At 67.3% G+C, this 22,522-nt stretch carries 21 protein-coding genes; 7 read left to right on the top strand and 14 right to left on the bottom strand.

Going from position 1 to position 22,522, the window contains the following annotated elements:
• Positions 1 to 66 precede the first annotated feature (66 nt).
• From ITJ67_RS14300 to ITJ67_RS14285, 4 genes are all read right to left on the bottom strand, one after another.
• The gene (locus ITJ67_RS14300) at positions 67 to 822 is read right to left on the bottom strand and encodes an SDR family NAD(P)-dependent oxidoreductase (RefSeq protein ID WP_104241755.1); all 756 of its coding nucleotides are present in this window, start codon (positions 820 to 822) and stop codon (positions 67 to 69) included.
• 168 nt (positions 823 to 990) lie between these two features.
• Complete coding sequence (locus ITJ67_RS14295) at positions 991 to 2,694, bottom strand: glycoside hydrolase family 13 protein (protein WP_323741469.1); 1,704 nt, start codon at positions 2,692 to 2,694, stop codon at positions 991 to 993.
• A gap of 97 nt (positions 2,695 to 2,791) precedes the next feature.
• Positions 2,792 to 3,496: an amino acid ABC transporter ATP-binding protein gene (locus ITJ67_RS14290; RefSeq protein ID WP_181059429.1), complete on the bottom strand. Its 705-nt coding sequence runs from the start codon at positions 3,494 to 3,496 to the stop codon at positions 2,792 to 2,794.
• 107 nt (positions 3,497 to 3,603) lie between these two features.
• Positions 3,604 to 5,889: an amino acid ABC transporter substrate-binding protein/permease gene (locus tag ITJ67_RS14285; RefSeq protein ID WP_160073317.1), complete on the bottom strand. Its 2,286-nt coding sequence runs from the start codon at positions 5,887 to 5,889 to the stop codon at positions 3,604 to 3,606.
• 353 nt (positions 5,890 to 6,242) lie between these two features.
• On the opposite strand from ITJ67_RS14285, the gene ITJ67_RS14280 reads away from it, so the two are divergent.
• The gene (locus tag ITJ67_RS14280; protein ID WP_194678079.1) at positions 6,243 to 7,880 is read left to right on the top strand and encodes a metallophosphoesterase family protein; all 1,638 of its coding nucleotides are present in this window, start codon (positions 6,243 to 6,245) and stop codon (positions 7,878 to 7,880) included.
• Here ITJ67_RS14280 and ITJ67_RS14275 read toward each other — a convergent pair.
• From ITJ67_RS14275 to nrdH, 6 genes are all read right to left on the bottom strand, one after another.
• On the bottom strand, positions 7,844 to 8,353 hold the full coding sequence (locus ITJ67_RS14275; protein ID WP_194678078.1) for a DUF6328 family protein: 510 nt from the start codon (positions 8,351 to 8,353) through the stop codon (positions 7,844 to 7,846). The two genes, ITJ67_RS14280 and ITJ67_RS14275, sit on opposite strands and share 37 nt — an antisense overlap.
• Before the next feature lie 89 nt (positions 8,354 to 8,442).
• On the bottom strand, positions 8,443 to 8,604 hold the full coding sequence (locus tag ITJ67_RS14270; protein ID WP_160073323.1) for a hypothetical protein: 162 nt from the start codon (positions 8,602 to 8,604) through the stop codon (positions 8,443 to 8,445).
• A 212-nt stretch (positions 8,605 to 8,816) separates the two neighbouring features.
• The gene (nrdF, locus tag ITJ67_RS14265; protein ID WP_104241767.1) at positions 8,817 to 9,800 is read right to left on the bottom strand and encodes a class 1b ribonucleoside-diphosphate reductase subunit beta; all 984 of its coding nucleotides are present in this window, start codon (positions 9,798 to 9,800) and stop codon (positions 8,817 to 8,819) included.
• Positions 9,801 to 9,905: 105 nt separating this feature from the next.
• Entirely contained in the window at positions 9,906 to 12,032 is a 2,127-nt protein-coding gene (gene nrdE, locus ITJ67_RS14260) for a class 1b ribonucleoside-diphosphate reductase subunit alpha (RefSeq protein WP_160073327.1), read from the bottom strand.
• Complete coding sequence (nrdI, locus tag ITJ67_RS14255; RefSeq protein WP_104241771.1) at positions 12,029 to 12,460, bottom strand: class Ib ribonucleoside-diphosphate reductase assembly flavoprotein NrdI; 432 nt, start codon at positions 12,458 to 12,460, stop codon at positions 12,029 to 12,031. Before nrdI ends, nrdE begins: the two co-directional genes overlap by 4 nt.
• A 109-nt stretch (positions 12,461 to 12,569) precedes the next feature.
• Positions 12,570 to 12,806 (bottom strand): glutaredoxin-like protein NrdH, encoded by a 237-nt coding sequence (gene nrdH / locus ITJ67_RS14250; RefSeq protein ID WP_068478736.1) that lies wholly within the window; start codon positions 12,804 to 12,806, stop codon positions 12,570 to 12,572.
• A gap of 331 nt (positions 12,807 to 13,137) precedes the next feature.
• Between nrdH and ITJ67_RS14245 the strand changes: the two genes are divergently transcribed.
• From ITJ67_RS14245 to ITJ67_RS14225, 5 genes are all read left to right on the top strand, one after another.
• Positions 13,138 to 14,352, top strand: a complete 1,215-nt coding sequence (locus tag ITJ67_RS14245) for an MFS transporter (protein WP_194678077.1) — start codon at positions 13,138 to 13,140, stop codon at positions 14,350 to 14,352.
• 40 nt (positions 14,353 to 14,392) lie between these two features.
• Entirely contained in the window at positions 14,393 to 15,223 is an 831-nt protein-coding gene (locus tag ITJ67_RS14240; protein WP_194678076.1) for an aldo/keto reductase, read from the top strand.
• A 72-nt stretch (positions 15,224 to 15,295) separates the two neighbouring features.
• Positions 15,296 to 16,225 (top strand): DUF4349 domain-containing protein, encoded by a 930-nt coding sequence (locus ITJ67_RS14235; RefSeq protein WP_194678075.1) that lies wholly within the window; start codon positions 15,296 to 15,298, stop codon positions 16,223 to 16,225.
• Positions 16,226 to 16,332: 107 nt separating this feature from the next.
• Positions 16,333 to 17,253, top strand: a complete 921-nt coding sequence (locus ITJ67_RS14230; protein WP_194678074.1) for a PRC-barrel domain-containing protein — start codon at positions 16,333 to 16,335, stop codon at positions 17,251 to 17,253.
• Between the two features lie 8 nt (positions 17,254 to 17,261).
• The gene (locus tag ITJ67_RS14225; protein ID WP_160073337.1) at positions 17,262 to 17,549 is read left to right on the top strand and encodes a YciI family protein; all 288 of its coding nucleotides are present in this window, start codon (positions 17,262 to 17,264) and stop codon (positions 17,547 to 17,549) included.
• Between the two features lie 67 nt (positions 17,550 to 17,616).
• Here the strand turns inward: ITJ67_RS14225 and ITJ67_RS14220 are convergent, their stop codons facing one another.
• On the bottom strand, positions 17,617 to 19,104 hold the full coding sequence (locus ITJ67_RS14220; RefSeq protein WP_194678073.1) for an MFS transporter: 1,488 nt from the start codon (positions 19,102 to 19,104) through the stop codon (positions 17,617 to 17,619).
• A 104-nt stretch (positions 19,105 to 19,208) separates the two neighbouring features.
• Between ITJ67_RS14220 and trxA the strand changes: the two genes are divergently transcribed.
• Positions 19,209 to 19,595, top strand: coding sequence for a thioredoxin (gene trxA / locus ITJ67_RS14215; RefSeq protein ID WP_104241786.1), 387 nt, complete (start codon positions 19,209 to 19,211; stop codon positions 19,593 to 19,595).
• On the opposite strand, the gene ITJ67_RS14210 is transcribed toward trxA, so the two are convergent.
• Genes ITJ67_RS14210 through ITJ67_RS14200 form a run of 3 tightly spaced genes read right to left on the bottom strand, consistent with a single transcriptional unit; the run spans position 19,535 to position 22,449 of the window.
• Complete coding sequence (locus tag ITJ67_RS14210; RefSeq protein ID WP_194678072.1) at positions 19,535 to 20,485, bottom strand: SDR family NAD(P)-dependent oxidoreductase; 951 nt, start codon at positions 20,483 to 20,485, stop codon at positions 19,535 to 19,537. The genes trxA and ITJ67_RS14210 overlap by 61 nt on opposite strands.
• Positions 20,482 to 21,306 (bottom strand): VOC family protein, encoded by an 825-nt coding sequence (locus ITJ67_RS14205; protein WP_194678071.1) that lies wholly within the window; start codon positions 21,304 to 21,306, stop codon positions 20,482 to 20,484. The genes ITJ67_RS14210 and ITJ67_RS14205 overlap by 4 nt, the downstream gene beginning before the upstream one ends.
• A 54-nt stretch (positions 21,307 to 21,360) precedes the next feature.
• Positions 21,361 to 22,449, bottom strand: a complete 1,089-nt coding sequence (locus tag ITJ67_RS14200; RefSeq protein WP_194678070.1) for a GNAT family N-acetyltransferase — start codon at positions 22,447 to 22,449, stop codon at positions 21,361 to 21,363.
• Positions 22,450 to 22,522: the final 73 nt, after the last annotated feature.

Genomic DNA, 22,522 nt, shown 5'->3' with positions numbered 1-22,522 from the left:
TTGGGAGCGTGCATCTGGCTGACTCTTGGAACGCGAGCCGGGCTGCGCTGAGCCCGCCAGCCGGCGCTAGACGGCCGTGTAGCCGCCGTCGACGAGCACGTAGGAGCCCGTCATGAAGCTCGCCTTGTCGGAGAGCAGGTAGGTGGTGAGGTTCGCGACCTCTTCCGCCTTGCCGAGTCGCCCCAGCGGGTGCTTCGCGACGAGGGCTTCGAGCTGCTCCTCGCTGAGGTGCTTCTCGAGCAGCGGCGTGGAGATGTACCCGGGGCCGACGGCATTGATCCGCAGCCCCTGCGGGCCGTACTCGGCAGCCGAGTTCTTCGTGATGCCGACAACCGCGTGCTTGGACGCCGTGTAGGCGCCGCTGCCGATCGCCGCGACCGTTCCGTGGATGGAGGCCATGTTGACGATGGCTCCCTCTTCGGCGCCAGCCTCGAGGATCGCGGGGATCTGCGCGCGGAGCCCGTACAGCACTCCGTTGAGGTTGATGTTGATGACGCGGTCCCAGTCGTCGACCTCGACGTCAGCGGCGGGGGCCGCCTTGCCGCCGATGCCGGCGTTGTTCACGGCGTAGTTGAGCTTGCCGTAGGTGGCAACGGCATGCTCGACCGTGCGGACGCTGTCCTCTGCGACGGCGGTGTTCGCCTCGAACGGCGAGGCGGTGCCGCCGGCCGCCTCGATCTCGGCGACCACTCGCTTCGCGCCCTCGAGGTTGATGTCGGAGACGACCACCTGGACGCCGTTGGCGGCGAGCTCCTTCGAGATCGCCTCGCCGATTCCCGAACCGCCGCCGGTCACGATCGCGACTTTTCCTGCAAATGCCATGGTGCTGTTCCTCTCAGAGTGCGCGGCCGGTGGTCACCGGTTGCTCCTTCGAGTGTGCTCCCGTGCACCCACAGTTGGCTGTGTTTCGGGTCAGCGAACAGGCGTAGCATTCAGTTGTTCTGTATCCCTGACCGGCCCACTGTCTCTCCCGGCGTGCACACCCAGCAGCTACTCGGCGGCGCCCAGCCAGACCGTCGTATCGGTCTTCAGGAGACCGGCGTCCTCGACGTTCGCCACCTCGCTGCGGGCGAGCACTCGGAGCCCCTCCGGCAGCGCGACCGGCCGAGCGCCGAAGTTGGTGATCACCGTGACGTCGCCGTTGCGGTACGCGAGCACCTCGTCGCCGAAGCCGTCGACCCACGCGAAGCGGGCATCCCCCATGCCGAGGTCGTGCTCGCGGCGCAGCGCCAGCAGGGAGCGGTACAGGTTCAGCGTCGAGGAGGGGTCGTGCACCTGATCGCTGCGCGCGAGCTCGGCCCACAGCTCCGGCTGCGGAAGCCACGACTCTCCCGTCGCGCTGAAGCCGTAGCTGTCGCCATGGGCCTCCCACGGAATCGGCACCCGGCAGCCGTCGCGGCCGTACAGCTCGCCTTCCGAGCGGATGAAGATCGGGTCCTGGCGGGCGTCGTCCGCGAGGTCGATGACGTCGGGCAGGCCGAGCTCCTCACCCTGGTACAGATAGCTGGAGCCCGGCAGACCGAGCATGAGCGCCGTCGCAGCTCGTGCGCGCCGCTCGCCGACCACTGGGTCAGGCTGACCGGGGGTCTTCGGGCCGACGCCGGCTCCGTGCGCGTTCGGCTCGGTCAGGGCGAGGCGGGTCGCGTGGCGAACCGTGTCGTGGTTCGAGAGCACCCACGTGCTCGGCGCACCGGATGCGGCGAACGCGGCGAGCGACCGGGTCACGACCTCCTTCTGGCCATCCGCATCCCACGGCGCGCGCAGGTAGGCGAAGTTGAAGGTCTGGTGCAGCTGGCCGGGGCGAACCCACTCGGCCATCTCCTCGACGCTCGGCAGCCACGCCTCGCCGCACAGCACGCGGTCGCCGTCGTACTCGGCGGCGACGAGGTGCCAGGCGCGGAAGATCTCGTGGACCGCTTCCTGTCCGAGGTACGGGGTGCGGGGGTCGCCGACGATGGGCAGGTTGCTCTCGACGGGGATGTAGTCCGGCAGACCGTCCTCCTTCGCGAGGCCGTGGGCCACGTCGATGCGGAAGCCGTCGACGCCGCGGTCGAGCCAGAAGCGGAGGATGTCCTCGAAGTCCTGGTGCACAACCGGGTTCGACCAGTCGAAGTCGGGCTGCGTGGAGTCGAACAGGTGCAGGTACCACTGGCCGGGCGTGCCGTCTGCCTCGGTGAGACGTGTCCACGCTGGCCCCCCGAAGAGCGACTGCCAGTTGTTCGGCGGCAGCTCGCCGTGCTCGCCCTTGCCCTCGCGGAACAGGTAGCGCGCACGCTCCGGACTGCCGGGGCCGGCGGCGAGCGCGGCCTTGAACCAGGCGTGCTCCGACGAGGAGTGGTTGGGGACGATGTCGACGATGATGCGGATGCCCCGTGCGTGGGCCGCCTCGAGCATCCGGTCGAACTCGTCGAGGGTGCCGAAGACGGGGTCGACGTCGCAGTAGTCGGCGACGTCGTAGCCGGCGTCATTCAGGGGTGACGGGTAGAACGGGGAGAGCCAGATGGCGTCGATCCCGAGGTCGGCGAGGTCCGGGATGTGCGCCGTGACGCCAGCGAGGTCGCCGATGCCGTCACCGCTCCCGTCTGCGAAGGAGCGCGGGTAGACCTGGTAGATGACGGCTGAGCGCCACCATTCGGATCCTGGGGTGGTGTCCTTCGCGAACTGGGCCTCTGTGGGTGCATCGTTGAGCGTCACCACGACAGGCTAGTGGATGCGACGTGCCCCCTGTCCGCTGGACAGGGGGCACGTCGTCGCCGAGCGCCGGTGAGCGCGGGCGCTGTTAGATGTACAGCTAAAGGACCTTGCCGAGGAAGTCCTGCGTGCGCGACTCCTTCGGGTTCCCGAAGAGCTCGTCGGGAGTGCCCGTCTCGACGATCTTGCCGTCGGCCATGAACACGACACGGTCGGCGACTTCGCGCGCGAAGCCCATCTCGTGGGTGACGAGGGCCATCGTCATGCCCGACTTGGCGAGGTCGCGGATGACCTGGAGCACTTCGCCGACCATCTCGGGGTCGAGGGCGCTCGTCGCCTCGTCGAAGAGCATGATCTCCGGGTCCATAGCGAGCGCGCGAGCGATCGCCACGCGCTGCTTCTGGCCGCCGGACAGCTGCGAGGGGCGGCGGTCCATGAGGTGGTCGAGGCCCACTCGACGCAGCAGCTCCTCGCCGCGCTTGTTGGCCGCGTCCTTCGTGACGCCCTTGATCTCGCGGGGCGCCAGCGTCACGTTCTCGAGCACCGTCATGTGCGGGAAGAGGTTGAAGTGCTGGAACACCATGCCGATGCGCTGCCGAACCTTGTCGAGGTTCGTCTTCGGGGCGGTGATGTCATCGTCGTCGACGAAGACGTGCCCCTTCGTGACCTCTTCGAGGCGGTTCAGGCAGCGGAGCAGCGTCGACTTACCCGAGCCGGACGGACCGATGATCGCGATGACCTCGCCGTTCGCGATCTCGAGATCGATGCCTTTGAGCACCTCCACGGGTCCGAAGGACTTGTGCATCTCGACGACCCGCACGCGCGGCTGGCCGGAGTTGACCGCGTCGAAGCGACCGGTGAATGGCGTCTGCTCCACGGCTGATGCATCCGACGCTGAGTTGTTCACGTCACTCATTTGTTGAACCTCTTGTCGACGTAGTTGGAGAGGACCGTCAGCAGGTAGATGACGATGAAGTAGAGCACGCCGACGACGAGCCAGATCTCGAACGACCGGAAGGTCGAGGCGATGACGATGCGGCCCTGGTAGGTGAGCTCAGCGAAACCGAGGACGGACAGCAGCGAGGTGTCCTTCAGCGTGATGATGAACTGGTTGATGAGCGACGGCGTCATGATCTTGAATGCCTGCGGCAGCACGACCCGGCGCATCGACTTGCCGCGGGTCAGGCCGAGCGAGCGAGCGGCTTCCATCTGGCCGGGGTCGACCGACTGAATGCCGGAGCGCACCGTCTCCGTGATGTACGCGCCGGCGTTGAGGCTCAGCGTGATCACACCGGCGGTGAGCGCGTCGAGCGAGATGCCCGTCACGGCTGGCACGCCGAAGTAGAAGAAGAACGCCTGCACCAGCACCGGGGTGCCTCGGAAGATGTTCACGTACGTGGAGGCGATGCCGCGAAGCAGCAGGTTCTTCGAGATCTTCAGGAAGCCGAACGCGAGGCCCAGGATCATCGCGAAGACGAGCGACAGGGCGGTTGCGAGCAGCGTGTAGCCGAGGCCGACCATGAGCGACGGGAAGGCGGCGACGACGAGCTCGAAGAAGCCGAGCTGGCCCGACTCCTCTTCGCTGCCGAGGTAGCGGTCGCTGATCGTCGCGAGTACGCCCGTGTCCTCGGCGTTGGCGAGGCCAGCGTCGAAGAGCTCGAGGAGCTCTGGGTTCTGGCCCTTGAGGACTGCGAAGCCGTACTCGCCACCCTCGATGGGGTCGGTCACGGTCATGAGGCCGTTGCCCTGCTGGATGCCGTACTGCAGCACCGGGAAGTCCTCGAAAAGCGCGACGGAGTTGCCCGTCTGCACCTCCGCGATCATGTCGGCGGTGTCGGAGAACGTGCGGATCGTGAAGCCGTATTCGGAGGACAGCTCCTCGGCGGTGGTTGCGCCGACCGTGCCGGTCTTGACGGCCACGTTCTTGCCGGCGAGGTCCTCGTAGCCGGTGATGCTGGTGTCGCCGTCCTTCACGGCCATCTGCACGCCCGAGGTGAAGTAGGGCTCCGAGAAGTCGAAGACCTGCTTGCGCTCGTCGGTGATGGTCATGCCGGCGATGATGCCGTCGGCCTGGCCGGACTGCACGGCCTGGAGCGCTGCGTCGAAGCCGAGCGGCTTGATGTCGATCTCGAAGCCCTGGTTCGCGGCGATGGCACGGATGAGATCCATGTCGATGCCGAGGAGTTCACCGTTCTGCTCGAACTCGAAGGGCGCGTAGGTGTTGTCCGTCGCGATGACGTACGAGCCTTTGTCCTTGGGGGTGTCGACGGCGAAGAGCGGGTTCTTGGGGAGCGTTCCGGGGCCGTCGTCCTCGATGACCTCGTTGCCGAGGGTGACGACGCCGCCGGAGATCTTGGTCGCATCCGGTGCGCCGTCGCCGAGGTACTCGTCGAGGATGCCCTGGTAGGTGCCGTTCTCTACGACGTTCTTGAGTCCGTCGTTGAAGGCCTCGCGGAGTTCCGCGTTCTGGCCCTTGTTGACGGCGAAGCCGTAGGAGGAGGCGCGCTCGGGCTCGGTGACCGTCTTGAGGTTGATCTCGCCGGTCTCGATGCCGTACTGGAGGATCGGGAAGTCGTCGAAGACCGCGACCGAGTTGCCGCTCGTGACGTCGTTGAACGCGTCGGACGCGTCCTGGAAGCCCGTGACGGTGAAGCCGATCTCCTTGCCGAGCGTCTCGGCGAAGGTGAAGCCCTCTGTGCCGTTCTTCGCGGCGACGGTCTTGCCCTCGAGGTCTTCGTAGCTGGTGACGTCGTTGTTGCTCTTGGCGACGGCCATCTGGATGCCGGAGTCGAAGTAGGGGTTCGAGAAGTCGAACGTGCCCTTCCGCTCGTCGGTGATCGACATTCCGGCGATCATGCCGTCGACGGCGTTGGTCTGCACTGCTTGCAGCGCGCCGTCGAAGCCGAGCGACTTGATCTCGACGTTGAAGCCCTGATCTTCCGCGATGGCGTTGATCAGGTCCATGTCGATCCCGCGGAGCTCGCCGTCGATCTCGAACTCGAACGGCGCCCACGTGGTGTCGGTGGCGATCGTGTAGGTCTGTCCCTCGACCGCGCTCTTGCCGATCGTGGCCGCTTGAGCGGTTCCCGCGATGGCTCCACCGGTCAGCAGCAGCAGCAGTGCGACCGCGATGACGGACAGGACTTGGTTTCGTGAGTCTGCGACTCGTTGCAGGAGTGAGGTGAGCGAAGTTCGCATCGTGCTCCTCGGCCAGGGCAGTTTCTGGAGGAGCGTTGGAACCTGGCGGAACCCGGCGCAGCCCCCGCTTCTGCCGGTCTGTCAGCAGCCGCAGATCGCAGCAACCGAATTGTGAGCGCAACGCTACCTGGCTGGGAGTCTGCTGTATGACACGATCCGCAGATCGTGTTCGCCTTGTGATGTTTTCGCGATGGCGTCTGGGGCGTCGAGGGTGCGGCGGGAGACGCCCTCGTGATTACGCTTGGCTGGGCCGGATCTGCGGCCGGGGGTCGGCGGAGGGCGGAACGATGCGGGACGAGGACGACGTCAGCTTGCTGTGCGAGCCGTATCTGGTGCTGCCCGACGCTTTGGGCGTGGAAGTCGCCTGGGTGACGGACGGGGAGGCTCGCGACTCCCGCCTCATCGTCGTGCCGATCGGGCTCGGCGAGCGTCTCGCGGAGCTATCGGTCGAGGAGCTGAAGGACCCTGCGCTCGCGAGCTCGCTGCCGGGCGCCCAGGTGACGAGCTCCGCTGGCGTTCGACTGCCCGCGATGGCGGAGGACCGCGAGAGCTTCCTCCCCGCCGGCCTCGAGGATCTCCGGAAGGCACTCGAGACGGAGACGACGGTTGCTCGTGAGGTGTGGCGCCAGTCGGCTCGAGCCTCGGGGCTCGAGCCCGGAGTCGAGTACGCGTATCGCGTCGTGAGCGGTGCCGCCGCTTCCCGGGTCGAACGCCTCTCCGCAGCCCCCTCAGCGGATGCTCCTCTCCTGCGCCTGCTGCTGACGAGCGACCACCAGCTCGGCGCTCCCGTCCCCGCCGCGATGCGGCACGCGAGCGAAGCCGCTGGCCCCTTCGATGCCGTGCTGTACGCGGGCGACTTCGTGAATGTCCCCGACCGGGCCTCGGAATGGTTCGACGATGCTCGCGGCTCCGCGTTCTTCCCGTCCATGCGAGACATCCTGCCGAGCACGCCGATCTTCTCGGTGGTCGGCAACCACGAGGTCCAGGGCAGGCGAGAGCCTGGGCGGACGCTGTCGGAGTCCTTCGCGGGCGCGCTGCCCGTGCGCGTGTCCGAAGACGGTCTGAGCCTCTCGAATTACGAGACCCTGTTCCCCTCGCCATCCGGCTCCCGCTTCTACGCGGTCACCTTCGGCGGGCTGCGCATCGTCGCCTTGAGCGCGACGCGGGTGTGGCGCTCAGACCGGGCCGACGAAGACCCCGCCGCTCGCCTGGTGTCGAGCCGCTACCAGGAGGCCGAGCACGCACTCGGGGATCCGCTGGCTCAACGCTACGGATCGCACATCGTCGACGACCTGCAGGCCGGCAGCCCGCAGTACGAGTGGCTGCGCCGCGAGCTCGCGAGCCCCGCCTTCATGGATGCGAGGCTGCGCGTGGTCGTCATGCACGAGAGCCCGCACAGCATCGGCGTGAACGCGATGCCGCACTTCGCGCATCCCGTTCGCCTCGAGGAGCGCGACGGACTCGGTGAGCTGACCGGCGTGCGCTACGACTACCCGTCGGCCGAGAGCATCCTGCTGCGCGACGTCGCACCGCTCTTCGAAGCGGCACGCGTCGACCTCGTCATCGGCGGGCACTCGCACCTGTGGTCGAGGTTCGCCTCAGCGGCGGGCGTGCAGTACCTCGAGACGTCGCACGCTGGGAGCACACACGGGGCGTTCGATCGGAGCAGCGGGCGCCGTCGAACGCGCCCGCCGTCCCGGTGGAACGCGCACGATGCCGTGGCGCAGGGTGACGCGGGCGGCCTCGACCCGATCGTTCCGACGCGTGCGCCTCGGCTCGGCGCGGCCGGCGAGCCACTCCCCTATGTCGCAGAGCCGGGGCTGAGCGTGTTCAGCGTGCTGACCGTGTCTGCAGATGCAGGCGCGCGTGCAGGTGCAGGTGCAGGTGCGAAAGCGGATTCGGCTGCCGTGGTCGAGAGCTACCTGTACGACGCCCGGACCCCCGCGGTGCCGGCTCAGGTCTTCGACGCGTTCGTCGTCGGCGAGGCGTGAGCCGCTCGGTCGCGGGCATTTCTGAGGAGCCTTGGGCCGACCGTCCAGAGGAGCAGCACGAGCACGGCCACGGCTCCCCCTGCCCAGATTCCGGCGGTCGGCGAGACCACGAAGTCGAACACGAAGAGCACGATCCCGACGAAGAGCAGTGACGCCGCGATGAGGCAGAGGATGAGGATGGCGCTGGCGGCGTGGACGAGCTGCGCTTTCGCCCGTTCCCCGAAGAGGATGCGGTGCAGCATGACGGGCGCGAGCGCGAGGAGTGTGACGAGGACGGCGAAGATGACGAGGCACAGGTAGAGCACGTGATCGAACGGCCCGAGCTCCGTGAAGCGCTGCTGGAACGGCAGCGTGAGGAGGAACCCGGCCATGATCTGCGTGCCGGTCTGCAGCACGCGGAACTCCTGCATGAGCTCGCTCCAGTTGCGGTCCGAGCGCTCGTTTGGGGTTTCGTCTCGTCCGTCGTCGATCATGGCTTCTCCTGCGGTGTTGGGAGGCGTTCGCCCATCGCTCGTCCCTCCGGGTGCCCGGCACGCGGCTCGTGGCGTGCCGGGCTCAGCGGTCAGGCGAGGTCGCTGATGCCGTCCTGGCGTCGGCGGTCCTGCGATCCTTCGTCGTCGACGGCGCCGTCGCCGGTCTCGAACTTCTCGTCGCGACGTTCCTGGCGGTGCTCTTCCTGGTGCTCGTGCTCTTCGCGCAGCTCTTCGTTCTTGTCGTGTCCCATGGGGTCTCCTCGATCGTCTTCGGCGCATCGTTGCGCAGCCCGCGCGGCGGAGTGCCGCAGGCTGAGCGTAGCGCTCGGCGCTTGGATGCCGGCAGGGATCTGCGCGTCACCGTCGCCGGAAACGCCGGCACCGGAGACGCCTCGAGGCGGTGCCCACCAGGAGTCCTGGTCGGCACCGCCTCGAGGGTGGCGCGTGGTGGAGAGAGCTGGGCTTAGAAGTCCCAGTCCTCGTCTTCCGTGTTGACGGCCTTGCCGATGACGTAGGAGGAGCCCGACCCGGAGAAGAAGTCGTGGTTCTCGTCGGCGTTCGGCGAGAGCGCCGACAGGATCGCCGGGTTCACGTCGGTGACGCTCGAGGGGAACATGGGCTCGTACCCGAGGTTCATGAGCGCCTTGTTGGCGTTGTAGTGCAGGAACTTCTTGACGTCCTCGGCGAGGCCGACTTCGTCGTACAGGTCGTGCGTGTACTGCACTTCGTTCTCGTAGAGCTCGAAGAGCAGCTCGAACGTGTAGTCCTTGAGCTCCTGGCGCTTGGCCTCGTCGACCAGCTCGAGACCCTTCTGGTACTTGTAGCCGATGTAGTAGCCGTGCACTGCCTCGTCGCGGATGATGAGGCGGATGAGGTCGGCCGTGTTGGTGAGCTTGGCGTGGCTCGACCAGTACATGGGCAGGTAGAAGCCCGAGTAGAACAGGAACGACTCCAGCAGCGTCGACGCGATCTTCCGCTTGAGCGGGTCGTTGCCGTGGTAGTAGTTCATGACGATCTGCGCCTTGCGCTGCAGGTTCTCGTTCTCCGTCGACCAGCGGAACGCGTCGTCGATCTGCGGCGTGCTCGAGAGGGTCGAGAAGATCGACGAGTAGCTCTTGGCGTGCACCGACTCCATGAACGCGATGTTCGTGTAGACGGCCTCCTCGTGCGGTGTCAGCGAGTCGGGGATGAGGCTGACCGCGCCCACGGTTCCCTGGATCGTGTCGAGCAGGGTGAGCCCCGTGAAGACGCGCATGGTGAGCGTCTGCTCTGCAGGCGTGAGCGTGTTCCACGACTGCACGTCGTTCGACAGCGGCACCTTCTCGGGGAGCCAGAAGTTGTTGACGAGTCGGTTCCAGACCTCGACATCTTTCTCGTCTGGGATGCGGTTCCAGTTGATCGCCTGGACCTTCTCGAGAAGGTGGCTCGTCTCGGCCTGCGGGTTCATGTGCGTGGAGTTCTTTTCTGTCGCGTTCGTGCGGGAATGGTCGGGCAGCTCACCCGGAGGCAGGCCTCGCTCGAGAGCAGGGCTGACTCGAAAGCAGGGAGGGGCCTACAGCATGCAGCTGACGCAGCCGTCGACCTCGGTGCCCTCGAGCGCGAGCTGGCGAAGACGAATGTAGTAGATCGTCTTGATGCCCTTCTTCCACGCGTAGATCTGCGCGCGGTTGATGTCGCGGGTCGTCGCCGTGTCCTTGAAGAAGAGCGTCAGCGACAGGCCCTGGTCGACGTGCTGCGTCGCCTCGGCGTAGGTGTCGATGATCTTCTCGTAGCCGATCTCGTAGGCGTCCTCGAAGTACTCGAGGTTGTCGTTCGAGAGGTAGGGCGCCGGGTAGTAGACGCGGCCGAGCTTGCCTTCCTTGCGGATCTCGATCTTGGACGCGATCGGGTGGATCGACGAGGTCGAGTGGTTGATGTAGCTGATCGACCCGGTCGGCGGGACCGCCTGCAGGTTGCGGTTGTACATGCCGTGCTTCTGCACGAGCTCACGCAGCTCGGCCCAGTCGGCCTGCGTCGGGATGTGCATGCCCTCGAAGAGCTCGCGGACGCGCTCCGTCTTGGGAGCCCACTCGACGTCGACGTACTTGTCGAAGAACTCGCCAGACGCGTAGGTGGAGCGCTCGAAGCCCGCGAAGGACTTGCCACGCTCGGTCGCGATGAGGTTCGAGGCGCGGATCGCGTGGAACACGACCGTGTAGAAGTAGATGTTCGTGAAGTCGAGAGCCTCTTCGGAACCGTAGAAGATGCGCTCGCGGCCGAGGAAGCCGTGCAGGTTCATCTGGCCGAGGCCGATGGCGTGCGACTCGTCGTTGCCCTTCGCGATGGAGGGCACCGACGCGATGTGGCTCATGTCGCTGACGGCGGTGAGGCCGCGGATCGCGGTCTCGACGGCCGTCGCGAGGTTGCGCGAGTCCATGGCGGCGGCGATGTTCATCGACCCGAGGTTGCAGGAGATGTCGTTGCCGATGGTCTCGTACCCGAGGTCGTCGGTGTACGTCGTCGGCGAGTTGACCTGGAGGATCTCCGAGCACAGGTTCGACATGTTGATGCGGCCCTCGATGGGGTTCGCACGGTTCACCGTGTCCTCGTACATGATGTACGGGTATCCGGACTCGAACTGAATCTCGGCAAGCGTCTGGAACAGCTGGCGTGCGCTGATCTTCGTCTTCTGGATGCGTGCGTCGTCGACCATCTCGTAGTACTTCTCCGTGACGGAGATGTCGCCAAACGGCTTGCCGTAGACGCGCTCGACGTCGTACGGGGAGAAGAGGTACATGTCTTCGCCGCGCTTGGCGAGGTCGAACGTGATGTCCGGGACGACGACGCCGAGGGACAGCGTCTTGATGCGGATCTTCTCATCGGCGTTCTCGCGCTTGGTGTCGAGGAATCGCATGATGTCGGGGTGGTGCACGTTGAGGTACACGGCTCCAGCACCCTGACGCGCGCCGAGCTGGTTCGCGTAGGAGAAGGAGTCTTCCAGCAGCTTCATGATCGGGATGATTCCCGAGGACTGGTTCTGGATCTGCTTGATCGGCGCACCCGACTCGCGGATGTTCGACAGGTTGAAGGCGACGCCGCCTCCGCGCTTCGAGAGCTGCAGGGCGGAGTTGATGGAGCGGCCGATCGACTCCATGTTGTCCTCGATGCGGAGGAGGAAGCAGGAGACGAGTTCGCCTCGCTGCTTCTTGCCCGTGTTGAGGAACGTCGGGGTCGCGGGCTGGAAGCGCCCGGCGATCATCTCGTCGGCGAGCGACGTGGCGAGGGTCTCGTCGCCCTGCGCAAGGCCGAGCGCGACCATGAGCACGCGGTCTTCGAAGCGCTCGAGGTAGCGCTTGCCGTCGAACGTCTTGAGCGCGTACGAGGTGTAGAACTTGAAGGCGCCGAGGAAGGTCGGGAAGCGGAACTTCTTCGCGTAGAGGCGGTTGCGGAGCCCCTCGATGAAGGAGTGCGCGTACATCGCCAGGGTCTCGGGCTCGTAGTACTCGTTCTCGACGAGGTACTCGAGGCGCTCCTCCAGGTCGTGGAAGAAGACCGTGTTCTGATTGACGTGCTGGATGAAGTACTGGTGAGCGGCTTCGCGATCCTTGTCGAACTGGATCTGGCCGTTCTCGTCGTACAGGTTGAGCATCGCGTTGAGCGAGTGATAGTCGAGCGTGTTCGCCGCGGTTGGTGCGTTCATCGTGATGACACTTGCGTCGTCGAGAGCGGTTGTTGCTGCCAAAACCTGTCCAATCCAGAGTTGACTGCGGCGACGTCGTCTGGCGTGCCGAAGAGTTCGAAGCGATACAGCGTGGGTACGCCGCACTTCGAGGAGATGATGTCGGCGGCGAGGCCGTAGCCCTTGCCGAAGTTCGTGTTCCCGCCGGCGATGACGCCGCGGAGGAGCTCGCGGTTGCGTGGCTCGTTGAGGAATCTGATGACCTGCTTGGGGACGGCCCCGCGCCCATCTCCCCCGCCGTAGGTGGGGAGGATGAGCACGTAGGGCTCGTCCGCGACAAGCTGGGGTTCGCTCGGGAAGAGCGGGATGCGGCTCGCTGGCCGGTCCAGCTTCTCGACGAAGCGGCGCGTGTTCTCGGAGACGCTCGAGAAGTAGATGAGCCCGGTCATGGGTGCACTCCCTTCTTCATCCGCGTCATGTCTTGATGCGCGTCATGAGTCGCGTTTCGAGATGCGAGCGCTCAGAGCAGTGAGGATTGAGCCTCGCTCGGTGCGACGGCTAGGCCGTTGCGAGAGCAGCCAGCTGGCTGATCTTGTCGGGGCGGAAGCCCGACCAGTGGTCGTCGCCCGCGATGACGACGGGAGCCTGCATGTAGCCGAGCTCCTTGACGGTCTGCAGCGCCTTCTCGTCTGCGGAGACGTCGAAGATCTCGTACTCGATGCCCTGCTTGTCGAGGGCACGGTAGGTGGCGGTGCACTGCACGCATGACGGCTTGCTGTAGACGGCGATTGCCATGGTTTTCTCCTGGTTCCTAAGTGCTTGGGGAGTGCTATTCGTGCAGTGTGTTGAAAGCGTCTCGCCCGGTCTCTCGCGGCCCTGCCGAAGCAGTCTCACGCGGTGCCAGGTGGATGAACCCCCGTTGTGTCGCAGTTTCCTGCGGCCACTACATCTTGTGCTCGATGAGGCTACCACCACTAGATAGGGTGTTACAACCGTGTAGTTCTCCACAAGTCCTCCACAGAAAATGCCTCAGTTTCCGGCGTTTCTCCACCGTTTTCCGGCGGTTGTGCACAGTCTGTCCCCAACCACCGACATTCCTCGTCCGAGGCGTACGATTGTCGGCGCTGTGACGAACTACGCGACTGTACTCAGAACCCCAGGCCTGACACGACTCCTGCTCTCGCAGCTCGTCGCCAGGTTCCCCGCTGGCATGCTCTCGCTCGCGATCCTCATGCACGTCGAGGACACCTACAACAACTTCACCTCCGCCGGCGTGGTTCTCGCCGCCCTGAGCATCGGCCAGGCGGTCTCGGGCCCGGTCGCCGGGCGCCTCATGACCGTCTGGGGCATGCGGCCCGTGCTGATCTTCACGATGATCGCGTGCTCGCTCTCGCTCACGGCGCTCGCGCTCTGGCCACAAGTACTCTGGCAGGCGGCGATCCTCGCGGTGCTGGCTGGGCTCAGCATCCCTCCCGTCTCCCCCGCAGTCCGGACGATCTACCCCAAGGTCGTCACCGCATCGCAGCTGTCGCGCCTCTTCTCGCTCGACGCCTCCCTCCAGGAGGTCATCTGGGTGATCGGGCCCGTCGCCACGACCGCCGTCGCGTTCGCGATCTCGCCAGCAGCCGGCATCCTCGTCGGTGCCGGCATCACCCTCATCGGCGGCCTCTGGTTCGTGGCAGCCCCCGAGGTGGGCAAGGTGCGCATCCCGAAGTCACGACGCAGAGCGGGGGCGGTGCTCCGCAACCCGGTCGTCGTCCTCATGTCCGTGACGGGCGCCCTCCTCGTCGGCGCCTGCTCCGCCATCGAGGCCGCCGTCGTGGCGGAATTCGGCCACGAGCGCGCGGAGACCGGCATCCTGCTCGCCGTCTTCGCTGTGGGCTCCCTCGTCGGCGGCCTCGCCTTCGGGCACCTGCCGCTTGCGCCCCTCTCCCTCGCCCGCCGCATGGGGATCGTGTTCCTCGGCATCGGCCTCGCGCTGATCTCGACGAACCCGGTCTGGCTCGGCGCCGCGTTCTTCGTGAGCGGCCTCGGCATCGCGCCCGTCTTCTCCGGCAGCTTCTCTGCGGTCTCCTCGAGCGTCCGCTTCAGCGAGAGCGCCGAGTCGTACGGCTGGATGGCGACGGGGCAGCTCATCGGCGCCGCGGCGGGGTCCGCGCTCGCCGGCATCGCGAACGACCTGGCTGGTTCCCTCGGCGGCTTCCTGGTGAGCGCCGCGTTCGCCCTCGCGGGTGCAGTCGTCGCCCTCCTCTGGCGCGGGCACATCCCGGACCTGCGTGGTGCCGACATCGCGCCGCGACCCGACACCGAGCCCATGAACATCCTGAACGCCCCTTCCTGATCCCGCTCCCGGTGCTCAGAACGCCGACCGAAAGGCCTCGATGACCTCGCCGCTCACCCCCAGCCTGACCATGAACGACGGCATCGAGATCCCCCAACTCGGTCTCGGCGTCTACAAGGTGCCGGACCTCGAGGCGACCAGGGTCGTGGTGGATGCCATCGACCTGGGCTACCGGCACCTCGACACGGCGGCGTTCTACGACAACGAGGCGGGCGTCGGCCGCGGCATCCGCGAGAGCGGGGCTCCCCGCGAGGAGCTCTTCGTGGCGACGAAGGTCTGGCACGACCGGCACGGCTTCGAGGAGACGCTCGCCTCCTTCGATGAGAGCCTCGAGAAGCTCGGCCTCGACTACGTCGACCTCTACCTCATCCACTGGCCGGCCCCGGCGCAGGGCAGGTACGTCGAGACCTGGCGCGCGCTCGAGCGGCTCCATGGCGAGGGGCGTGCCCGATCCATCGGCGTCTCGAACTTCAAGGGACACCACCTCGACCGCCTCGCGGCAGAGACCGAGACCGTGCCAGCCGTCAACCAGATCGAGCTGCATCCTCGCCTGCCGCAGGTCGAGACGCGCGCATACAACCGAGCGCACCGCATCCTCACGGAGGCCTGGTCGCCGCTCGCACGGGGAACGCTGCTCGACGAGCCGACGCTCCTCGCCCTGGCAGACAAGCATGGCAAGACGGTCGCCCAGGTCGTGCTGCGCTGGCAGCTGGACCTCGGCAACGTCGTCATCCCGAAGTCGGTGCACCGCGACCGACTCGCCTCGAACCTCGAGGTCTTCGACTTCGCACTCGACGCCGATGACCTCGCCGTCATCGCCGCCCTCGAGTCCGGCGAACGCACCGGCAAGGACCCAGACCTGTTCTTCTGATCGCGCGCCAGCAGCGGATCTCTGGGGGAATTCGGAGCACGCCGAGCCCCGCCAGGTGCTTGCATGACTCCTATGCGCACCTCATTCCGGCGGCTCGGCGCCGCGACCGCCCTTGCCCTCAGTGCGCTCCTCCTCTCCGGCTGTGCGGGCGGCATGTCCTCGACCGAGTCGCAATCCGAATCGGCACCTCAGGGCGTCGCGCAGGACTACGCGGGAGCCCCGGAAGCGGCCGCGGGCGCCGCCCAGGAGAATCGCGACGTGGTCACGACGGGCTACGTGGGGATCCAGACGGGTGACGTGCCTGGGGCTCGCACGCGGGTGGAGGACCTCGTCGAGGCACGCGACGGGCGCATCGACGCCCGATCGGAGACGGGCGGGGATTCCGTCTCGGCGCAGCTGACCGCGCGGGTGCCAGCAGCCGACTACGACGCGTTCATCACCGAGCTGCGCGAGGTCGGCGACGTGGTCTCGGTCGAGACCTCCGCCGTCGACGTCACACTGCAGAAGACGGACATGTCCTCACGCGTCTCGACGCTCGAGGCGTCAGTGACGTCGCTGCGAGGGATGCTCTCCTCGGCCGCCGAGGTCGACGACCTTCTCGCGATCGAGACGACGCTGACCGAGCGCACGAGCGAGCTGCAGAGCCTGCGCGCGCAGCTGGAGGTGCTCGAGGAGAGCATCGCGTACTCGACCGTCTCCATCTCGATCTCGAGCGATGCCCCTTCCCCAGGGCAGGAGCCCGCTGGCTTCCTCGCGGGCCTGCAGGACGGCATGGCGGCGCTGTTGCGCGGGTTCGCCTCGTTCTGGACCGCGCTCGGCTTCGCGCTCCCCGGGCTCGCCCTCCTCGCCGTGCTCGGCGCCGCAGCCTGGCTCATCGTGCGTCTCAGCATGCGGTCTGCAGCTGCTCGGGCGGCCCGCCGGGCGGAGGCGGTCAGCGCTGCACAGCCTGCCCCCGCGGCACCGGAAGGCACAGGCCGCGCACCCGCCGAGCCCGCTTCCTAGCGCCGACTCGGCCAGCGCACCGCTGCAATCGCTAGTCTTGTGCAGGTCGTTCGTGCGCACGTGGGCACGAATGGCCCGCCACATCCACGTTGACCGAGGAGCACAGCATGGCTGCCGACGACACGAACACGAAGTTCGACCCCGATTTCGAGCCGCGCGACGATGACACCACGCGCATCGAGGCCGCGGGTGTCCCCGACGAGGACCTGGCTCCGGGCGACACGATCGGGGACCTCGCAGACGACCCCATCGAACCGCCCCAGGAGACCGACGAGGCCTCAGACTCACTTGCCGCCGGCACCAGCCATGTGCGCGGCGAGAGCAGCGCAGCCGCCCAGCTCAAGGCCCACGAGGCGAAGCTCACCCGCATCTTCCAGGCGACCGTCTTCGGACCAGGAGACGAGCGGATCGGCCGTGTAGGCCAGGTCTACCTCGACGACCAGACCCGCGACCCCAACTGGGTCACGGTGAAGACCGGCCTGTTCGGCACCAAGGAGTTCTTCATCCCCCTCGACGTCGCGGAGCTGGACGAGAAGCGCATCCTCGTGCCCTACTCGAAGTCGCTCGTGACGAGCGCTCCGAGCACGGAGGTCGACCAGAACCTCAGCCCTGCTGAGGAGGACGCGCTGTACGTGCACTACGAGGTTCCCGGGCGCATGCCCGAGAACGGCACCGAGACGAGCCTCGTCGAGGGCGGAAGCGAACTCCGTCCGGGCAGCGCTCCCGTCATCCTGGAGCCGAGCGGCGACGACTTCGACGACGCCGACGAGGCGTCGCGGACCGAGGACGCCCTGCTCGCCGAGACCGTCGCCGATTCCGCCTTCGACACCGAGGCCAGCATCGACGCCCATGAGACGGCAGCCCCTCTGCTCTCGGCCGACGACGACGACACTCGCCTCATCGCGACGGCGGAAGCCGCGGCAAGCGACGACGAGTTCGAGGCTCCGACGGTGACCGAGTGGGAGGAAGTCAGCTTCCAGCGGCCGAGCGACGAGCCGATCGACCCGACCAGCCCCGACCGGAACTAGGAGCCTCCGTGCCTCTCTTCGCCACGATCTACCACTACGCAGACGGCTCAGCCGACACTCGCGACGAGCACCGCCCCGCGCACCGAGCCTGGCTCGGCGAGCAGAAGGACGCCGGCATCCTGAAGGCCTCGGGCCCATGGGCCGCTCCTCACTCGGGCGCGCTGCTCCTCTGGGAGAGCGACGACGAGGCGTCCCTGCGTGAGCTCCTCCCTGCCGATCCCTTCGCCGTTGTCGGCGTCATCCGCCAGACCGACGTCTACGAGTGGACACAGGTCTTCGGACCGTTCACCCCGTAACTGACGAACTCCCCGGCACCTCGACGAAGCCGGTCGCCGCACTCGCGGCGGCCGGCTTCGTCACGAGCTAGGCCTTCTCCTGCGCCTGCACCGACTCAGCGGAGCTGCTGGGCGCCGCTGCCCTCGGCTTCTCGAAGAACAGCACGACCACCGCCCCCACGAGGAAGGCGGCGATCGGCAGCAGCAGCGACTGCCCCAGCGCTGCGGAGAATCCCTCGGCGACCGCGGGCGGCAGCGCGCCGCTGCTCTGCTCTGTGGCATCCGCCGGCATGCCAGGCAGCTCGGCCGCGAGACGCGAGCTGATGAGGGCGGCGATCGCGGCAGAGCCGAGCACCGAGCCGACCTGGCGGGTCATGTTGTAGACGCCGGACCCCGCGCCCGCGAGCGCGGGAGGCAGGTTTCGCGTGGCGCTCGTCGCGAGCGGTGCCCAGAGACCGGAAAGCCCCAGGCCGAGGAACGCGGGTGGGATGAGCAGCTGCCAGAGCGGCGTGTCGGCCGTCATGAGCAGCGACATCCATCCGAGAGCGGCAGCCACGATGAGGAAGCCCGCGAACGCGATCCAGCGTGGCTCGGTGCGGTCGGTGAGGCGACCCACGAACGGCGCCATGACCCCGGATACGACGGCCATGGGAACCAGCATGAGCGCCGCCTGCGTCGGCTCGAGCGCGCGCGCCGTCTGGAAGTAGAACGCGATCGGGAGCGGCATGGAGACGATCGCGAGGCCGAGCACCGAGATGCCGAGGTTCGCGACCGTGAAGTTCCTGTCGCGGAAGAGCCCCAGCGGCAGGAGCGGCTCCTTGCGGTTGAAGCGCTGCCAGACGACGAAGCCGACGAGCACGACCACACCCGAGACGATGAGTCCCCACACGGAGATCGGTCCGACGATCTGCCCCCAATCGAACGTCTCGCCTTCCTGGATGCCGAACACGAGCAGGAAGAGACCCGCCGCGCTCAACACGACGCCCAGCCAGTCGAACGAGTGCGCCTTGGTCTCGAGGTCGGGCACGAGACGCCAGGCCAGGATGAACGCGACGACACCGACGGGCACGTTGACGAAGAAGATCCACTCCCAGCCGAGGCCGTCGACGAGGAACCCTCCGAGGATGGGGCCGACAAGCGTGGCGACGCCGGCGACTGCACCCCAGAGCCCCATGGCCGCGCCTCGCTTGTCCGGCGCGAAGATCCGAGTGATGACCGACATGGTCTGCGGGGTCATGAGGGCGGCACCGAGGCCCTGCACTGCACGTGCCGCGATGAGCATCCCGATGTCACCCGAGAAGCCGCACCAGAGCGACGCGAGGGTGAAGACGACGAGGCCGATGAGGTAGATGCGCTTCGGGCCGAAGCGGTCGCCGAGGCGACCGGTGATGAGCAGCGGCACTGCGTAGCTGAGCAGGTACGCGCTGGTCACCCAGATGACGGCGGTGATGTCGGTCTGGAGATCCCTGAGGATGGCCGGGTTCGCGATGGAGACGATCGTCGAGTCGACCAAGATCATGAAGAAGCCGATGACGAGGGCCCAGAGGGCGGGCCAGGGGCGGGAGACTGTTTCCACGAGGGTGGATGCTACGCCCCTTGTCGGACCGTTGCGCGCCACGCGAGGAATAGCCGGCGGGCGGGGCGCGTTGTGCTCCCCGTACGCCCAGAGACAGGAGACGCATGCCAACCATCGACATCACCACCGAGACGTTCAAGGACACGGTTGCCTCCGAGGGCATCGTCCTCATCGACTTCTGGGCCGAATGGTGCGGCCCCTGCCGCCAGTTCGGTCCCATCTACTCCGCCGCGTCGGAGCGCCACGAGGACATCACCTTCGCGAAGGTCGACACAGAGAACAACCAGGAGCTGTCCGCTGGTCTGCAGATCACGTCGATCCCGACGCTGATGGCGTTCCGCGACGGCGTGCTGCTCTACCGCGAGGCCGGCGCCATGCCGCTCGCTGGAGTCGAGAAGCTGATCGAGGCGCTCGAGAACGTCGACATGGATCAGGTTCGCGCTGAGATCGCCGAGAAGTCGGGCGCTGCGCCCGCCAACGAGGCACAGTAGGTCCAGAGCTTCTCCCCCAGCTCGGGGTCGTAGCTGCGCCACTGCGAGGTGCCGATCACGGGCATTCCTCGAGTGAGGTGGGCGGGGACGATCGTCTCCCCGCCTGCCAGCTGCGGGTCGGTGACGGCCCTGAGCTGGCAGAGGGCGCCCTCGTGCTTCCCTTGCGCCGCGAAGGCGAGGAGGCTGTCCAGGGCGCGCTTGCCGAGCGACGGCTCGTGGACGCCCGGGATCGTCGGCGTGAGACCGCCCGTCGAATAGCCGGGATGCGCGACGAGGCTGCGTACGTGCCCGCCAGCGGCGCGTGCTCGCCGGTCGCCCTCGATCGCGAGCACCTGCGTCGCGAGCTTCGACTGCGCGTAGGCGTTCCACGACGTGTAGCCGCCGCGCAGCTGCACGTCCTCGAGGTGTGCCCTCGTGAGCGCGGGCGCGATGCTGCCGAGCCACACGACCGCGGCGCCCGCTCGGAGCGCTGCCCCCACCGAGAGGTGGCTCAGGAGGGCGAAGTGGCCGAGGGCGTTCGTGGCGAAGACCCGCTCGATGCCGTCGCTCGTCTCCTCTCGCTCGGTCGGCGGATGCACGACTCCGGCGTTGAGGACAAGACCGTCGAACCCGGATGCAGCTGGCGAAGCATCGACGAGGAGCCTGGATGCCGCGCCGCGGGTCGCCTCGAGCTCCGCGATATCGAAGGCGAGGGTCGTCACGAGGTCGGCTCGACCCATGGCTGAGGCCGCCGCCTCGAGCCTCGCGGTGCTTCGTCCCGTGATGACGACGTTCGCACCCCGATCAACCAGGCTCTTCGCCGTGAAGAAGCCGAGCCCCGTCGACGCGCCCGTGATCAGGTAGCGCCTGCCGGAGAGGTCGTGAGGACCGAACTCCGCTGCGGCGCTCATGCTGCGTCACCTTCGCGCGCCTCGATGAGGCAGAAGCTGGCGCCGAAGGGATCGACGAGGGTCGTCATCCGGCCGAACGGCGAGTCCGCCGGTGCACCTCGCACCTGCCCGCCCAGACTTGCAGCCCTCGCGGCGGCGGCATCGACGGAGTCAGTGATGAAGTACACGAGCCACTCGGAGTCGGGGGGTGCGTCAGCTCCGTGCTGCCGGGGACTGTCCGTGCTCGCCTCAAGCGCTCCGAAGCGAGCATCCACCCCGCCGGGCTGAGGACCGAACTGGGTGTAGCGGAACTCCGGGGAGTCGACCATGGGGTGCGATTCGAAGCCGGTCACTGCGGCGTAGAAGCCGGTCGCGGCCTGCAGCCGCGTCGTATGGAACTCGAACCAGGCGGTCGTGGCGGGCTCACCCCACGCGTCGAACCCTCGCCGCCCCGCGGGCTGCCAGAGCCCGAACGTGACGCCCTGTGGGTCGGAGAGAAGCGCCATGCTCCCCTGCTCCATGACGGCCTCAGGTCCCGCCACCGAGCTCGCTCCGGCCTGCAGAGCCCGTTCGCGGACCGCGTCGAGGTCCGGAGCGTTGAAGTACACGATCCACGAGCTCCGCTCCCCTGGCTCGGCAGCGCCGAGCCCGCCCACGGTGGCCGGGCGACCATCGGGCAGCGGGCCGGCTGAGATCAGGTGGTAGTGCCCCGACTCCGGCCCCATGTCGCGCAGACTCCATCCGAGAACGCTTGCATAGAAGGACGCAGACCCGAGTGGATCGGGCGTCGCCAGCTCCACCCAGCAGGGGTCGCCCTCATCGAAGTGCTCGTACCGTGGCATGGTCCGCTCCTCTTGACTCTGGCTGAGAGATCTTGCCTCAGCAGTCTAGGAGCGTCAGATCTCCAGAGCCGGGGAGGCCTGCAGGTCGTAGCCGAACGCGTAGAGGTGCACGACCACGCCGGGGGCGACCTCCTTGGGCCCCTCCCGGTCGGTGAGGTGGACGAAGCCGAGCCGTTCGTACAGGCGGTGGGCGCCGAGCATTTCCGGGCCACTGTTCATGACGACCCGCGACGCGCCCCGATCACGCCCGAGGGCGATGACGTGGCCCGCGAGCGTCTGACCGATGCCACGCCCGCGCGCCTCGGGAGCTACGGCGAGCATCCTGAAGTCGAGCTCGCCCTGCTTGGCGAGCTGCGAGATCCGCTGACCTGGTCGTGGCGTCCAGACGGAGCCGAGGATCGTTCCGGTCGCGATGTCCTCGGCGACCCAGACCTCGTCCTCGCTGGCCCGGCTCGCCGCGTCCCGCAGGTCCTCGGCGTAGCTCGCCGTGACCTCGTAGTCGTTGCTGTAGGCCCGCTCGGTGAGGCGCCCGACGAGCTCGACCTCGTCGTGCCGAACCAGACGAAGGCGAACCCCTTCGGTCTGCGTGAGGTCGTAGCGATAGGCGAGCTCGGCTCCGAACGTCTCGTCATCGGTGTCGCGTCCTTTGACACGCGAGAAGCCGACGCGCTCGGCCAGTCGCCGCGCCTGCGAGTTCGCGACGCCGACGTCGAGCACCGCCGCGCGGGAGCCGCTTCGCCGCGCGAGGTCGAGAGCGGCGTGGACAAGCGCGTCTGCGACTCCCGCGCCGCGAGCTTCCGGGGCCACGGCGGTGAAACGCAGCTCCGCCTCATCGCCACGAGCGAGACGCGCCGGTTCGGTGCCGGCGCGCAGCAGCGTCGAGGTGCCGATGATGCTCGGAGCGCCGTGCTCGGGTTCGGCCGCGACGGCGACGAGGACCGTCCCGGCTTCGCTCCGGGCGGCGACGTCGAGTTCGGCTGCCCGGCGGGACTCGCGCCAGCGCTCATTGCCGTGCCCGCCCGAGTCGAACGAGCGAACCGTGAGTGCTCCGATGGCGGCGAATTCGTCCGCTTTGGCCTCTCGAACGGTGAAGTCGCCAGGGTTCGTGTTCGTGCGGGGATCGACGCTTGGTGCGACGCTCATAGACCATCCAATACTTCTCCGGGCAAGCCGCGCCCGCATGTGCAACTGTCCAGCATACGACGATGGAGTCACA

Origin of the sequence: Pseudoclavibacter sp. VKM Ac-2867, assembly GCF_015351275.1 — a bacterium.
Taxonomy (GTDB): Bacteria; Actinomycetota; Actinomycetes; order Actinomycetales; family Microbacteriaceae; genus Pseudoclavibacter.
The sequence above is the reverse complement of the archived record's forward strand: the minus strand, read 5'-3'. Positions and strand labels throughout refer to the sequence as shown.